13 protein-coding genes and 1 riboswitch are annotated in these 14,953 nt (G+C 47.3%); of the genes, 12 read left to right on the forward strand and 1 reads right to left on the reverse strand.

The window, feature by feature from the left end; translation table 11 throughout:
- Positions 1 to 475: 475 nt before the first annotated feature.
- The 7 genes from D7Z26_RS07160 (at position 476) to D7Z26_RS07190 (ending at position 6,562) form a co-directional block, all read left to right on the forward strand.
- On the forward strand, positions 476 to 1,813 hold the full coding sequence (locus D7Z26_RS07160; protein WP_120976484.1) for a sensor histidine kinase: 1,338 nt from the start codon (positions 476 to 478) through the stop codon (positions 1,811 to 1,813).
- Positions 1,810 to 2,448, forward strand: a complete 639-nt coding sequence (locus D7Z26_RS07165) for a response regulator transcription factor (RefSeq protein WP_120975380.1) — start codon at positions 1,810 to 1,812, stop codon at positions 2,446 to 2,448. Before D7Z26_RS07160 ends, D7Z26_RS07165 begins: the two co-directional genes overlap by 4 nt.
- Positions 2,449 to 2,597: 149 nt before the next feature.
- Positions 2,598 to 3,041 carry a thiol-disulfide oxidoreductase DCC family protein gene (locus D7Z26_RS07170; RefSeq protein ID WP_120975381.1) on the forward strand — a complete coding sequence of 148 codons (444 nt, stop codon included), beginning with the start codon at positions 2,598 to 2,600 and terminating at the stop codon, positions 3,039 to 3,041.
- The gene (locus D7Z26_RS07175) at positions 3,038 to 3,475 is read left to right on the forward strand and encodes a hypothetical protein (protein WP_120975382.1); all 438 of its coding nucleotides are present in this window, start codon (positions 3,038 to 3,040) and stop codon (positions 3,473 to 3,475) included. The genes D7Z26_RS07170 and D7Z26_RS07175 overlap by 4 nt, the downstream gene beginning before the upstream one ends.
- Before the next feature lie 452 nt (positions 3,476 to 3,927).
- Positions 3,928 to 4,443, forward strand: coding sequence for an MBOAT family protein (locus D7Z26_RS27275; protein ID WP_267900995.1), 516 nt, complete (start codon positions 3,928 to 3,930; stop codon positions 4,441 to 4,443).
- 230 nt (positions 4,444 to 4,673) lie between these two features.
- Positions 4,674 to 5,696 carry an LCP family protein gene (locus D7Z26_RS07185; protein ID WP_120975384.1) on the forward strand — a complete coding sequence of 341 codons (1,023 nt, stop codon included), beginning with the start codon at positions 4,674 to 4,676 and terminating at the stop codon, positions 5,694 to 5,696.
- A gap of 41 nt (positions 5,697 to 5,737) precedes the next feature.
- A complete protein-coding gene (locus D7Z26_RS07190; RefSeq protein WP_120975385.1) occupies positions 5,738 to 6,562 on the forward strand; it encodes an undecaprenyl-diphosphate phosphatase in 825 nt (274 codons plus the stop codon).
- A gap of 62 nt (positions 6,563 to 6,624) precedes the next feature.
- Here D7Z26_RS07190 and mgtA read toward each other — a convergent pair whose 3' ends face one another.
- Positions 6,625 to 9,270 (reverse strand): magnesium-translocating P-type ATPase, encoded by a 2,646-nt coding sequence (gene mgtA, locus D7Z26_RS07195; protein WP_120975386.1) that lies wholly within the window; start codon positions 9,268 to 9,270, stop codon positions 6,625 to 6,627.
- 341 nt (positions 9,271 to 9,611) lie between these two features.
- A riboswitch (M-box (ykoK) riboswitch) is annotated at positions 9,612 to 9,784 on the reverse strand.
- A gap of 107 nt (positions 9,785 to 9,891) precedes the next feature.
- Here mgtA and D7Z26_RS07205 point away from each other — a divergent pair.
- The 5 genes from D7Z26_RS07205 (at position 9,892) to D7Z26_RS07225 (ending at position 14,933) form a co-directional block, all read left to right on the forward strand.
- A complete protein-coding gene (locus D7Z26_RS07205; RefSeq protein ID WP_120975388.1) occupies positions 9,892 to 10,614 on the forward strand; it encodes a response regulator transcription factor in 723 nt (240 codons plus the stop codon).
- A 3-nt stretch (positions 10,615 to 10,617) separates the two neighbouring features.
- Positions 10,618 to 12,000, forward strand: a complete 1,383-nt coding sequence (locus tag D7Z26_RS07210; protein WP_120975389.1) for a sensor histidine kinase — start codon at positions 10,618 to 10,620, stop codon at positions 11,998 to 12,000.
- A gap of 90 nt (positions 12,001 to 12,090) precedes the next feature.
- A complete protein-coding gene (locus D7Z26_RS07215) occupies positions 12,091 to 12,645 on the forward strand; it encodes a hypothetical protein (RefSeq protein WP_120975390.1) in 555 nt (184 codons plus the stop codon).
- Between the two features lies 1 nt (position 12,646).
- The gene (gene ftsW, locus D7Z26_RS07220; RefSeq protein WP_120975391.1) at positions 12,647 to 13,783 is read left to right on the forward strand and encodes a putative lipid II flippase FtsW; all 1,137 of its coding nucleotides are present in this window, start codon (positions 12,647 to 12,649) and stop codon (positions 13,781 to 13,783) included.
- A gap of 16 nt (positions 13,784 to 13,799) precedes the next feature.
- Positions 13,800 to 14,933 (forward strand): FtsW/RodA/SpoVE family cell cycle protein, encoded by a 1,134-nt coding sequence (locus D7Z26_RS07225; protein ID WP_120975392.1) that lies wholly within the window; start codon positions 13,800 to 13,802, stop codon positions 14,931 to 14,933.
- Positions 14,934 to 14,953 lie beyond the last annotated feature (20 nt).

Raw genomic sequence — 14,953 nt, forward strand, 5'->3', positions numbered from 1 at the left:
CAATCAAGTAAAAAAAAGGGTTATTCCACAGGCAGTTGAGCGAACTGCTTGCGGGATAATCCTTTTTTCTATAAATGCTGTTGCTCTAACGGTTACCATTTCCGTTAAATCGCGTATTCTTAACTTCTTGGAATTCTAACGGATATACTTGCGGCTATTTACTGATCTATGCAAGTTACGACCATTTCTGCATGAAATAACGTTGCTCACAGCCGTTAGAAATTCAAAGGCGGCATTTTTGATTGATTAACGGCTGTGGCACCCGTTAGATTTTTGTCATTTAGCCGATATGTTCGGTATTTTACTTCCTTTCGCGCCGCCGGGCATATAGGCAGGAAATGAATGTTGTATTGCATGGCTGATTCTTCTTGTTGAGTTCATCATGTTTCCCCTAATTTCCCTGGCTTAGAAGTAAATCTGATACGGATCGAATTTTATGATATCGTTACTGTATAACCAAACGGAGCTGAAAGAGATGCTTTATTACTTTTTTGCTTTATTGCTGGCGGCTTTCGTTATTTTGTTTAATGATATCCGGAGAGAGACCAACCGTTGGGCGGCCTTCTTTTTGTGCTGCGCTGCCATCGGAGGGGTAACGGATTCCTTACATAGAGCTGGTTTCGATATTGGGTCGCATGCGACGCAATTTATTAACCTTGTTTTGACTCCATATGGGGTGCTGGTATTTAGCCTTGTTTATTCAGGAATAGCTCAGTCTAAAATGAGGATTTATAAGTGGGCGTTACTGATTCCCGTGGGCATTATGCTGGCAGCGACTTGCTCGTCTCCGGAATATGCTATGAATTATAAGCTTTTACTCGTCTGGACCGCGCCCTATTACCTGGTTTCCTGTTACGTAATTATCGTATCGTTTCTAAAAGAAAGAGACAGCCCGAATAAGAAGAAGCGCTTGGTCACCGCCCTTATTGTCGTGCCGACACTATTGGCCGTACTTGTGTTTATTTACGGAGCTAGGGCGATATGGCCTGATTTCGATTTTTTTTATTATATTTCCGTCTTTATTGGCTATTCTCTTGCCGCGGGATTGTTAGGCACCTTTTTATACAGTGTGCTTGGCGTCAAGCTTCGGTTTGATCGTGATCCTCTGGAAGGTGCTATGAAAGCGGCGGGATCGGGGTCTGCCTTGTTAAATCATACGATTAAAAATGAAATCGGCAAAATCGCCATCAGCTCCGAAAACTTAAAATCGTCTATTCCAGCCAACGACGATGTGTCCAAACAGCATCTGGATATCATTTCGAGCGCTTCCGAACATATGCTGGCCATGGTCTCTCGAATTCACGACAAGACGAAAGAAATTGTTCTAAGAGAGCAGCCTTGTCGGCTGGATCAATTGTGCGATGAATGTCGCGGGCAGCGACAGCCATTGCCGCTGAACGATCAAAACATAAAGATAACTGCAAACTACTCCGTCCGCCCGACCGTCCTTTGTGATCCCGTACATATGAAAGAAGTCGTTAACAACCTTCTATTGAATGCGATAGAGGCCATGCCTGCTGCTGGAGGAACGGTTGAAATCCGACTGAATGCGAATAAGAAAGGTATTGTTCTGACCGTGGAAGATAGCGGGGCGGGAATTCCGGCGCATCGGTTGGTCCATGTATTCGAGCCGTTCTTCAGCACGAAAAAACAATCCCGAAATTTCGGTCTCGGTCTATCGTATGTCTATAATGTCATGCAAAAAAGCGGCGGCTTTGTCCGGATAAGAAGCCGTGAAAATATCGGCACCGCGATCGAGCTTTATTTTCCTCGTCATAAAATCATCCGGTCGAACAGGGGGGAATCCGAATGAACCACATCAAAGTATTTCTCGTAGAGGATGATCCGGATTGGATTAAAGCGATTACCGCTTTTTTGAACAAGGAAGAGGATTTGCTTGTGATCGGTTCTGCTACGAGCGCGGAAGAAGCGATCCGTCTGACACATACGTTATCGTTCGATGTCGTATTGATGGATATTCAACTTACCGACAAGGGCTTGGACGGCATCTATGCTGCGGTTGAAATGCTTGAAATTCGCCCTGCCAAAATCATTATGCTGACCTCTTTAACCGACGAACATGTGATTACGCAGGCTTTTACGGCAGGGGCAATCCATTATTTGGACAAAACCCGGTTCATGGAATTACCGCATATGATTCGCAGCGCCCACCATCACTCGGCGGCAATGGAAGTGCTCTTGAAAGAATTGTCCAGATTAAAACGGGAGGAGCAGTTGAAGCAGCTGACAGAAGCGGAGCGCGAAGTGTTCGAATTAATCGAAGAGGGCTATACGCAAGCTCAGATCGAGCGAAAATTGTACAAAGCCGAAAGTACGCTAAAAAACCAAGTCAACAAAATACTGAAAAAGTTTGGCGCCAAAAGCAGCAAGGAAGCCGTCGAGATAGTGAAGAGGAAGGGGCTATTCCAGAGAGGGCGCAAAGAATAAAGAAGGATAGCGAGACGGATATCGCACTCAGCTAATTAACGCGGGGTACTACGAAAAGTAGTACCTTTTTTGGCATCCGCCTATAGAAGTTGGAACTGAGCAAGGTGCGGCAAACCAGCTACAATTCAAGTGAGAGGAGGGATGAGTGGATGATACATAACCCTATTGATTCGAAGAAGTACATTTATCTGCTTATTGACGGCGAATGTACGTTCTGTCATCGGATGGCAAAGTTTGTCTACAGGCGGGATAGGGCAGGTCGATTCCGTTTTGCCCCCTTGCAATCGGAGGCTGGTCAACGGCTTCTAAAGCGAGAAGGCCTGTCCCTGAATCATCCGGATACGTTCATTCTGATACAAGACGGGCGTTACTACACGAAGTCCGAAGCCGCTCTGCGTGTGTTCCGCAAGCTCGATGGGGTTTGGCCGCTTCTTTATGGACTTGTCGTATTTCCCGTTAAGATCCGAGACAAAGTATATGACGGCATTGCGCGTCGACGTTATCGATTATTCGGCAGAAGAGCTGCTTGCATGCTGCCCGAAGTAGGCTTGAGAGAGCGATTTGTCGAAGCGGGAGAGGAGATCATCGAATGAGTCGGATAACGAGCGAGTGGTCGGAACTGGTCAGATGGGCGGGTTATTTGCAACTGGGGGTCGTTGTCGGCAGTCTTGCCGTACCTTATCTGCTTCAATGGCGAGACGAATTATCGTCCGTTCGCACGTTGATCAAGCAGGTGTTCTGGACGTATGCCGCCTACATTTTTTGCACCAATTTGTTTTTTGCGGTTTTGTCGATCTATCTGGCACCGAATTTGACGGATGGTACTGAACTGGCCACGGCTATGTGTCTCTTTATTACCCTTTATTGGGGAGCCCGTCTGGTCATACAGTTTTTTTATTTTGATAAAAAAGGAATTCCGAGCGGCGGGGTTTATCGTTACGGGGAATGGCTGCTTTCCCTCTGCTTCGTATTTCTCACGATTGTGTACGGCGGAGCGACTCTCCTGTGCGTCTGGGGGACTCCGTGATTCCCGCTTTGATATTGCTAATCTGCGTATGCATTCCGGTGCTAGGATATCGAATGGCTCAGTTGCAATCGATGGCTGTAAAACGCAGTTTAGTCTGGGGAATGACGGTGAGCGCACTTTTACTAGCAGATAGAATCATGCTCTTCCAATCTCCCGCTTTAAGGATGATAGCCATTATCGGGGTATTATTATATGCCATGAAATCCGTTACTTACGTTGAATGTTCAAGTCGGGACAAGCGGAAGCTGCCCGTGCTCCGTTGGATAGCCTTTCACCTCTGGATTGGAATGAGGCCATATGTATTCGCGAAACGGAAGGCTGAACCCTACAGGGACGCCAGAAAATATATCGAATTGGGAATCAAAAGATTCCTATTGGGCCTCCTATTAGTGGTCTTATCTTGGTTCTTATGGCATTCGGCTGTCCAATGGAACTGGAATCATCGTTACAGCATGATCGGGGCGACCGCTTTATTGCTGACAGGGTTAAGCTTTGCGGGTCATTTTGGGCTATTGAATATATGGGCGGGAGTTTGGAGATGGGCGGGGTTTGATTGCCAGCAATTATTTCGCAATCCGGCGATGTCGAGGAGCTTGAATGAATTTTGGAGTAAGCGCTGGAATTTGGCTTTTTCGGAAATGACGACTCTGGGCGTTTACCGTCCGCTGATCGGCGTTGTCGGCAAAAACGGAGCGGCATTCGCATCCTTTTTATTTTCGGGAATATTGCATGAGTTGGCGATTTCTTTACCGGTCCGGCAAAGCTTCGGAATGCCGTTGTTCTATTTTGTAATTCATGGGGCCGGGATTGTGATAGAGCGTACATTGGAGAAATGGGACTTACCCGTCTCCGGAGTTCCGTGGCTAGGTCGCATTTGGACATTCGTCTGGCTGGTTTTGCCGGTTCCCCTGTTATTTAACCCATCTTTTCTGAAAAGTATCATTTGGCCGATTATTGGCATCTATTAACAATTGTTTGCCGCATGGATGATTGGGAGTGAGCAACCAAATACAAATTTTAAGCAGCCAATCCGGCTGTATTTTTTTATTTGGGGCGCTTGTGGAAAATGAACCAAACGGGGGCTTTCCAAACGGAAGGAGCATGACGCCTTTTGGGTCGAGCCGTTAATTTTACGTTTTCATAACCCTTTTCATTTCTATTAAAGATAAAATGGTTGCTGATGGACAAGGAGGACAACATGCCAAAGAAAAGAAAGTCAAAATCGTTGCGTTACTATTTAAGGATTGCCGGATTGACGGCAGGTACGCTTCTCATTGCAACGGCGTGCTATGCCGGCTATATCTATTTAAAGGCGAACGAGGCTATTCATCGGATTGCGGCACCGGCCGATGCCATGAATATGAAAACCGACGCATCCAACGAAGCACAAAAGGAAATCAGACCGTTCATTGTTCTTTTGGCCGGTGTAGATAGCCGGGCGGGGAGCGGGGGCACGCAGAATACGGACGTCCTTATGCTAGTCAGCATTAATCCGCTAACCCATTCGGCAAGTATGGTCTCTCTGCCTCGAGACTTGCTACTGAAGCCTAAAATATTGCCGGACCGTAAAGCCAATTATTATTTCGCTTATTATTACGCCAAGGACAAAGCTTCCGCCATCTCGAATACGAAGCAATTTTTCAGCGATCTGTTCAAGCTTCCGATCGATTATATGGCCGTCGTGAACTTCGACGCTTTGCGCCAAATGGTTGACGCGGTCGGTGGCCTTGAGATCGATGTCGACATGGACATGAAGTATGTTGATAATGTCGACGGGACTCGGATTGATTTGAAGAAAGGGCTTCAGAAGCTTAACGGACAGCAAGTGCTTGATTTCGTTAGGTATCGCAAATCCAATCGGGGAACACAGGAGTCGTCCGATTTCGCGCGGAATGATCGACAAAAGCAAGTAATCAAGCATATTGCGGGGAAATTGGGTGCTTTCCAAGGAATGTCCCAGTGGGGCAAAATTTTGGATATTATCGGCGAAAACGTGAAAACCGATGTGCCCGAAACGGTGCTGCGTCAATGGATCTTCAACTTTAATAGCATCAAACCCGAGCAGATCCAATCCTTGAATATGAACGCCAGTTGGAAAAGCCCTTACGTTTACATAAAACAAGAGGATTTAATACAGGCACTAGCTACATTGCGGGCAGACGTCGGTTTGAAAGCAGAAAACCAACATAAATTAGGCGATGTCGTCGGAGTGGAAAAGTAAGAGGAAAATGATTCGATAGAAAAAGAAAGAGGAGAGAGAACATGGATTATATGAAGTCGATTATCTTCGCGATTATTCAAGGGATTTCCGAATTGTTTCCCATCAGCAGCGTGGCGCACGGCGTATTTACTCCCTACGTCTTTCATTGGAATCTGAGCCAGGAATTTTTGAAGGATCACTTTTTGCCGTACGTGGTGATGTTGCACGTCGGAACCGCTCTGGCGTTGCTCGTCTTTTTCAGACGGGAATGGCTTTCGATTGCACGTTCGCTTTTCAATGTGAGAGACAAGGATTCGAGGAGATTGCTCGCTCTTATTATCGTGGCCACCCTTCCTGCCGCGTTGATCGGCGTAACGTTGGAAAAGAATCTCCGCCACTTGTTCAGCAGCGTGACTAGCGCTTCTGTATTCCTTATGATCAACGGTGTTTTCCTCTTTTTCGGGGAGAAAATACGTTCCCGCGGCAACAAAGAAATCAATGATCTAACCTTCGGACAAGCCTTTATCGTAGGGCTATTCCAATCGCTCGCCTTAATTCCCGGTTTTTCGCGGTCCGGGTCCAGCATGATTGCCGGATTCTGGGCAGGTCTTAAGCATGAATCCGCCGCCCGATTTTCCATGCTGCTGGCTACTCCGATTATTGCAGGCGCCGGCGTTCTTGAGATTCGCAAGCTGGCCAAATCGGGGATGGACGGACTTTTTCGCATTTCGCTTGTCGGCGGGGCGGTTGCCGCCGTTGTTGCTTATATAACCGTATGGCTATTAATGAAATGGTTCAAAAAACACGAAATTCAAGCGATGAGGCCGTTCGCTTATTATTGTTGGGCAGTCGGGGCGATTATCCTACTCACTTCAATATTCCACTAGGGTTTTCCCCGAAATCAAAAGCGTAGTCCGCAAAGGACTACGCTTTTGATTTGCACATGCTCTCAAAGCCACTCGTTGAATTTGCAAATATACCATTTTTTGACGAGCTGCGTCAAAATGCAGTAACCCAACAAGGTTGCCGCGAGCCAAGGGAAGTAGGAGGCCGGAAGCGGCTGCAATCCGATGGCCGCTCCGAATCCGCTGAACGGAAGATAGATGCCGAGAGCCATGATCAGACTGGTCAACGCTACGACGGGAGCGCTTGCCCGGCTTTGGATAAACGGGATTTTCTCGGTACGGATCATGTGAACGATAAGGGTTTGCGACAGCAAGCCTTCAATAAACCAGCCGGATTGGAACAGCGTTTGGTGTTCAGCGGAATTCGCCGAGAAGACGAACCACATTAAAGCATAGGTCGTGATATCGAATATCGAGCTGATCGGACCGATAAACACCATAAATCTGCTGACCGACTTGGCGTTCCATTGTTGCGGTTTCCTCAAATATTCCTTATCCATCGTGTCCCATGGGAGGGAAAGCTGCGAAACATCGTAAAACAGGTTTTGGATCAGAAGGTGAATCGGAAGCATGGGCAGGAACGGGATAAACGCGCTCGCGACCAATACGCTGAACATGTTTCCGAAATTGGAGCTTGCGGTCATTTTTAAATACTTGATCAGATTGCCGTAGGTTATGCGTCCTTGGATAATTCCTTGTTCCAACACCATCAAGCTTTTTTCCAGCAAAATAATGTCGGCCGATTCCTTCGCGATATCGACGGCCGTGTCCACCGAAATTCCGACATCGGCTTCTTTCAGGGATGCGGCATCGTTGATACCGTCTCCCATGAAGCCTACGGTGTGTCCTTTGCTTTTCAAGACCCGAACGATTCTCGCTTTTTGCAGCGGATTTACTTTCGCGAATACTGTCGTTCTCTCGGCGATGTCCGCTAGCCTCTCATCCGTTAAGGCATCGATAGAGCTTCCGAGCAAGATGTCGTTCACGTCTATTCCGACATCCTTGCATACTTTGCGCGTGACGGCCGCGTTATCTCCCGTGATGACTTTCACTTCGACGCCGTTGTCCTTTAATGCCCGTATAGCCGTTTTCGCCGTTTCCTTCGGCGGATCAAGGAAAGCGAGGTAGCCGACTAACACAAGATTGTTCTCGTCATGTACACCGTAAGCATCGGTTCTTGGGCTTGTTCGTTTCATCGCGACGGCCAGAACGCGCAGGCCGTCCGTATTCATATTCCGGACGAGCAGACTAATGCTCTCGGTTAGCTCCGAGGTAATGGGAATCAGTCGACCGTCCTCGTCCAATACATGGGAGGTTACGCCTAATACTTCTTCCATGGCTCCTTTACAGATGAGCAGGTGGTCGTCTTCTCTGGTTGCCAAGACGACGGACATCCGGCGGCGATTGAAATCGAACGGGATTTCGTCGAATTTCTCGTAGTTCTGTTCCATCCCTGACATGCTGGAAAGCTCGGCGTGCTCCAGAACGGCGACATCCAGCAAGTTTTTGAGCCCGGTTTGATGGTAGCTGTTCAAGAACGCATATTCGAGCACTTTCCGGTTTTCCTTGCCTTGAATGTCGAGGTGCTTTTCGAGAATGATTTTGTCCTGCGTTAACGTACCGGTTTTGTCCGTGCACAAAATATCCATGGCTCCGAAGTTTTGAATGGCGTTCAGCCGCTTGACGACGACCTTATTGCGGGCCATCGTCGCCGCGCCTTTGGCCAGATTGCCGGCCACGATAACGGGCAGCATTTCAGGCGTCAATCCGACCGCAACCGAAAGGCCGAACAACAGAGCTTCCCACCAATCTCCTTTCGTAAAGCCGTTGAGCACGAAAATGATCGGAACCATGATGAACATGAAGCGGATCAGCACGAAGGTAATGCTCCTGACCCCTTTATCGAAGCTTGTAAGCGGCGGCTTCCCGATTAACGTACCTGCCATGGAGCCGAAATAGGTGTCGGAACCGGTGGACACGACGACGGCTTTCGCCGAGCCGCTGATGACGTTCGTCCCCATGTAGCACATATTGCTCAGTTCCAGCGCATTCATCGATGCTTGTTGCTGTTTCCGGACCGATTTCAGCGCATCTCGAGGGAGGGTGACCTGTTTTTCCACGGGCATCGCCTCGCCGGTAAGCGCGGATTCGCCGACATGCAAATCCTTCGAGACGAGCAGTCTCACATCGGCCGGAACCATGTCGCCAGCGGACAGATGAATCACGTCTCCGGGAACAAGAAGCTCCATGTCGATTTCTTTACGCTCGGCTTGGCGGGTAACGGATGAGGTCGTGTTTACCATCGCTTTGAGCTTATCCGCCGTTCGCGAGGAACGGTATTCTTGGGTAAACGTAATGATGACGCTGACCGTAACCATAGTCGTAATAATGAGGACCGCTTCGAGATCGTCGTCCATAAAATAGGAAAACGCGGCAAGAGAGAGCAAAATCAGAATAAACGGGTTTTTGAAGCAGGCGAGCAATTGCAAATACCAAGCCGGCGTTTTGTCTTGGACAATCTGATTTTTCCCGTGCTCATCGAGTCTTTTCCGGGCAACGTCTTCCGTAAGCCCTTCGTAAGCGGTGTTCAAGTCTTCTATGATATCCTCTTCTACGGAAAGGGAGGCTTGAATGAGACGCTCGGCGATTTCTTGGGTCCATTTTTCTTTGTTTTTCGTAGCTTTGATCATGTGGATGACCTCCTTGTGCAAATAAAATGAATGGAATAAAAAAAGCTCTCCCTGTTAGCCAGAGAGAGCTGAATCCGAACATTCATGATTTGCTCGCAGGTCAAAAACGCATGCTTAAACAAGGCCGCCGCATATGGATTTTTTCACGGGGCAATAAGCATCGTAATGAACGGAGAGCAAAGCAAGTTCGATTCTCCCTCTGTACAACCTTGTTAACGGCTAAACGGCATATTCGACTCGGACTACTATCCATAGCGGCGATCCCCCCTAAGAAGTCAAATGGCAAAACAAAAACCCTCCAGCAGCCTAGAGGGTTAAAAAAGCGCGCAAAAAAACACGTGTCATTTCCCCCCTAGTCGAGCTTTGGCACTATACAACGTAAAGAGAACCGAATCTCTTAGCCACCTTATGAAAAGCCTTAACCCGGCAATTCCTGTTCTACCCATGGGCATCTTTCGATATTTCTGGGCAGTGGCCTGTGTTCGTATAGGAGCCTCACCTAACGAGGATTTATTCAATTCCTTTGCAATCTTAATTCCTGTTTTTCGATTTGTCAAGGATTTAAAACAGGTTATAATAGATGCACTTAGCAGTTGAACTAAAGCTTTCGGGAGGCATCGAATGAATCCTTCGCAACGCAACCATGTCCTCGTCGTCGAGGACGACGAACATATCAGGCGGTTTGTGGCGATTAATTTGCGGACAAACGGATTTCAAGTTACCGAAGCCGCGTTAGGGGAAACGGCAATGCAGTGTATCGACAATAACCGTCCGGATGTTGTCGTGCTGGATATTATGCTCCCCGACATGGACGGATTCGAAATATGCAACAAAATCAGAGCTGTCGATACGAACATCGTCATCATTTTTCTAACCGCGCGAGGTCAGGATACGGAAAAAATCAGAGGGCTGGAGCTTGGCGCCGACGACTATATCGTTAAACCCTTTAATCCGCTCGAGCTCGTAGCGAGAATTAAGACCGTTTTACGACGCACGCACCATTCGGCGAAGGTAGAGAATTCGGAGACAACGAACAGAAACGTACTGTTGTCCGGGACGATCCGAGTCGATCTGGATTCTAATAGAGCATTTAAAGCGGACTGCTGCATCGAGTTGACGCCCAAAGAATATCAAATGATCAAAGTGTTCCTGGAAAACCCCGATAAAGCATTGTCGAGAAACGACCTCTTGAACCTCGTATGGGGCGAGGATTTCGTCGGCGATACGAAAACGGTGGACGTACACGTTCGCAAATTGAGGGAAAAGATCGAAGATGATAGCTCTAAGCCTCGGCTGATCGAAACCGTGTGGGGGCTGGGGTATCGTTGGAGGAAGGACGGCTGACTTTTGGGAATCCAGCAAAGATTAGTAGGAAGTTATCTCGCGGTCATTGCGATTACGGTTGCGATATTGGAGATCTTTCTCATTTTCTCGGTGAAATCCTATTATTATCGCAACGTTGAACGGGCATTGGTAAGCCAAGCGGAGTTGTCTGCGTCTTTTTTTCATCAGTATTTCAGCGCGGAAGACTTAGAGAAGCAAACCGAACGGTTACTTAAAGGTTTTTCCCAGCATTCCGCGGCCCAAGTCCAGATTATTAGCCGATCCGGCCAACTGCTTCAAGATTCTACAGGAATGCGGGGGAGTCCTATGATGACGGATTACCCGGACGTGCAAGAAGCTCGTAACGGAGATGTCGGAATATGGCAGGGGCGCGAGCCTTCCACCGATGAGTCCGTTTTAGCCGTATCTTATCCTTTGCAAAGCGTAGACGGCAACGCGGGCGTAGTCAGATACGTGACTTCTCTTACGGAAACGAAAAAAACCGTCGACCGTATTTCGGAGATCTTGATTACGGTGGGGATTATCGTCGTTGCAATCGTAACCGTTGTTGGCGTCCTCCTATCGAGAACGATTACGAGTTCGGTATCGGAACTTAAATTCGCGGCTCGGAAAATGTCGGAGGGCGATTTCTCCGCGAGAGCCAAAAAACGATATCGGGACGAGCTTGGAACGTTGGCGGATACATTAAACGCGATGGCGACCAAGATCCAGCGAGACGAAGCGCTTAAAAACGATTTTATTTCTTCCGTGTCGCATGAACTGCGAACTCCGTTAACCTCGATCAAAGGATGGGCCGTAACTCTATATTCGAATCGGGGGGAAGATCGAACCCTACTCGAAGACGGATTGCGGATCATCGAGACGGAAACGGACAGGTTAACCCGAATGGTCGATGAATTGCTCGATTTCTCGAAATGGGATAACGGACAAATCGAGTTATACCGGGTTTCGCTTGATTTATCGGATTTTCTTCGGAACATTGGCAAACAATTGGCGCCTAGAGCTGCCCGGCTAAATATTACGTTAGAAGTAGACGTAAGCGATACGATACCGTCCGTTCAAGTCGACGAGAACCGATTGAAACAAGTGATGATAAACCTCATAGACAATGCGCTTAAGTTCACGAGCGATAACGGATCCGTAAAAATCTTTGCCCGACAGGTTGAAGGAGGGGTTAGGATTATCGTCGAGGATACGGGAGCGGGAATCGCCTCGCAGGACATCGATCATGTCTTCCAAAAGTTTTACAAGGGTAACGGGAGCACCCATGGGAGCGGCTTGGGGTTATCCATTTCGGACCAAATCATTAAGCAGCATGGCGGGACTTTAACGTTAGAAAGCCGCATAGGAGTAGGGACGAAAGCGATAATCCATCTGCCTGTGTGACTCAGCCATGATTTTAACCTTTTCATAACCCTTTAGAATTCTTTAAGCGATAAAATATAACAATGAGCCGGAAAAGACGAGGAGCAGATCATGAGAACGATAAGCAAGCTCGCAAGGGCTGGGTTTCTTGTAGCTGCATTATTGTACTTTAGCGGGTGTAGAATGCCCGTCACTCCAAATGAACTCATTAATCCGCCCACCTCCGAATTAAGTTTGCCGGAGAATAAATGGGACGAGATTCAGAAATTGTTGCCCAAAGGCGCTCAGTTAGTCCCTCAAACGTTAGGACAAGGAAACGGTATAGCATTCGGAGACCTGGATGGCGACGGCATAGATGAAGCATTGATTGTCTATAAAGAGAATCCGCTCCACGGAAAAACGCTTAAGGCCGCACTGCTCAAGCAGAAGAGCGCTCAATGGCAAATCGTTTGGGATACCCAGGGCTTCGGTTACGGACTGGATTATTCCAAAATCGCGGACGTCAACCGGGATGGCTTGCCTGAGGTTGTTCTAAGCTGGTCATTAGGCAATGCGGGAACGGGAATGGATGTCTACGTTTGGCGTAACGATACTTTAATGCTGCAATCGAAAGAGGAATATCGCGCCAGCCCCGATAAAGCAACTGTCGTAGGAGGTATTTCATGAGTTGAAGCAAGGAATCGAAATAAGAGGACGCCCGGATTTTCTGCTTCTCCTGTTAACGATGACCCTGGTCGGTCTAGGATTGATAATGATTTTCAGCGCTAGCTCGCCTATTGCCATCGCCAAATATCATAGCGCTTGGCATTATGTATCGAGGCAGGGAGCATTCGCTTCGATTGGCTTGCTGTTGATGTTACTTTTTATGGGCATTCCGTATTCCTGGTGGAAAAAGGCGGCTCCTTTCCTGCTAATAACTTGTTTATCGCTTCTTGTTTTGGTGTTAGTGATCGGATCCGTCATTAATGGAGGGAAAAGGTGGTTCGTCATAGGCGGCTTCAACTTTCAGCCGTCCGAATTCGCCAAGCTAACGATCATTGTTTATTTATCGTCGTTGATCAGCAAAAAAGGGGAGCATTTCAGACAGTTTAAGAGAGGCTTGCTGCCTATCCTTCTCGTTGTCGGACTCATCCTTTTGCTTGTCATGAAACAGCCGGATTTCGGTACCGTCTTAATTTTGTTTTTTATTTCGGGGACGATCATTATGATCGGCGGTGCGGACGCACGGCATCTTGCCATGCTTTTATTAGGGCTCGTACCGACGATTATTTATTTAGCGGTCAATAAAAGCTATCGTTTGGAACGCATAAACTCCTTCATGAAGCCATTCGATAACCCGGACGGCTCGGGGTATCAGCTCATCCAATCTCTTTATGCATTAGGGCATGGCGGTCTTACGGGTACGGGATTAGGGCAAAGCGTCCAGAAGCTTTTTTATTTGCCCGAAGCGCATACGGATTTTATTTTTGCCGTTATCGGAGAAGAATTGGGTTTCGTCGGCACAGTATTGTTCGTAATCATTTTTTTCTTCTATTTATGGCGAGGATTCGTGGCGTCTTACAACTGCAGCGAACCTTTTGGACTCTTATTGGGCATGGGGATCGTAGCCATGATCTTTATTCAGTTTGTGTTGAACGTCGGAGCGGTAACCGGTTGTTTGCCGATTACGGGAATACCGCTTCCGTTCATCAGCTATGGCGGCTCGTCTTTAATCCTGTGTTTAGCCTGTTCCGGGATTTTACTTAGTATTTCGCGGGAAAACAATCGACGAAAACAAGAACAATATCAACAATCCGCAGAATGATTTTAGAGGGAAACGTATGACATTTATTCGAATGCTCAATAAATTGGATACCTTAATTCTTTTTTTCTTGGCCTGTCTGATCACCATTGGTACCGTTGCGATTTACGATGCGACTTCCGGAACAAAACTAGATGGATTGCACATAAATAATCTGATGCTATTCGGTTCGTTTTGCGTTCCGATGTTGCTTATAGCGTTTTTCGATTATCGCTTTCTGGTAAGCAAATTAGCGTATCTCTTGTATGGAATCGGGATCGTTATGCTTGTTCTCGTAAAGTTTAAGGGAGAGAGCCTTAACGGCTCGTCTCGTTGGTTGAGCATAGGTTCTTTTCAATTTCAACCGTCCGAATTAGCGAAGTTATTCACGATCTTGTTAGTAGCCCATATGCTGCATAAGCGGACGGGAGAGAAGCTTCGCTTGTTCAAGGATGTTTTACCCGTTACGGTTATTGTTCTCGTTCCTTTTTTTCTGATCCTTAAACAGCCTGATTTAGGTACAGCGTTAGTGTTTGTCGGCATTTTGCTCGGGATGCTGTGGATGGGAAACATACGTGCGATCTATATGATACTGCTCGTGGGTTTTGTCAGCGTTCTGATCGGTTTAATCCTGTGGTTGTATCATGCGGATTACGAACTGTTAACCCGATTCGTGCAGCCTCATCAATTAGCTAGAATACAGACCTTTTTGGACCCGACTAGCGATCCCAATAAATCGTGGCATGTCATTAACGCGATTAACGCGATAGGTACGGGCGGGTTGAGCGGGGGTTCAGGCTATTTCTCGGAGCATGGATTTATTCCGTACGTCTATTCCGATTCCATCTACGTAATCATTGGCGAACGATATGGATTCATGGGATCCGCGGTTCTTTTAATGCTATATTTCCTCATGATTTATCGCATGATTATTACGATCATGGAGAGTAAGAGGCATGCGGGGTGTTACGTCGTTGTAGGAATTATTAGCATGCTTGTGTTTCAAATTTTCGTAAATATCGGAATGCATATCGGCTTGCTTCCGTTGACGGGAATATCTTTGCCGTTCATCAGTTACGGGGGCAGTTCGCTTCTTATCAATATGATCGCGATCGGGTTGGTTCTAAGCGTAAAAATCCATGATGATGTTGAAGATAATACGGGAATGACATAATGCTCGAAGGAGATACCCTT

It is taken from the genome of Cohnella endophytica (assembly GCF_003628305.1).
In the GTDB taxonomy this organism is placed as follows: domain Bacteria; phylum Bacillota; class Bacilli; order Paenibacillales; family Paenibacillaceae; genus Cohnella; species Cohnella endophytica.

Coding starts and splice junctions, on each gene's coding strand:
- D7Z26_RS07160 (WP_120976484.1), top strand. CDS start 476: ATGCTTTATTACTTTTTTGCTTTATTGCTGGCGGCTTTCGTTATTTTG.
- D7Z26_RS07165 (WP_120975380.1), top strand. CDS start 1,810: ATGAACCACATCAAAGTATTTCTCGTAGAGGATGATCCGGATTGGATT.
- D7Z26_RS07170 (WP_120975381.1), top strand. CDS start 2,598: ATGATACATAACCCTATTGATTCGAAGAAGTACATTTATCTGCTTATT.
- D7Z26_RS07175 (WP_120975382.1), top strand. CDS start 3,038: ATGAGTCGGATAACGAGCGAGTGGTCGGAACTGGTCAGATGGGCGGGT.
- D7Z26_RS27275 (WP_267900995.1), top strand. CDS start 3,928: ATGATCGGGGCGACCGCTTTATTGCTGACAGGGTTAAGCTTTGCGGGT.
- D7Z26_RS07185 (WP_120975384.1), top strand. CDS start 4,674: ATGCCAAAGAAAAGAAAGTCAAAATCGTTGCGTTACTATTTAAGGATT.
- D7Z26_RS07190 (WP_120975385.1), top strand. CDS start 5,738: ATGGATTATATGAAGTCGATTATCTTCGCGATTATTCAAGGGATTTCC.
- mgtA (WP_120975386.1), bottom strand. CDS start 9,270: ATGATCAAAGCTACGAAAAACAAAGAAAAATGGACCCAAGAAATCGCC.
- D7Z26_RS07205 (WP_120975388.1), top strand. CDS start 9,892: ATGAATCCTTCGCAACGCAACCATGTCCTCGTCGTCGAGGACGACGAA.
- D7Z26_RS07215 (WP_120975390.1), top strand. CDS start 12,091: ATGAGAACGATAAGCAAGCTCGCAAGGGCTGGGTTTCTTGTAGCTGCA.
- D7Z26_RS07225 (WP_120975392.1), top strand. CDS start 13,800: ATGACATTTATTCGAATGCTCAATAAATTGGATACCTTAATTCTTTTT.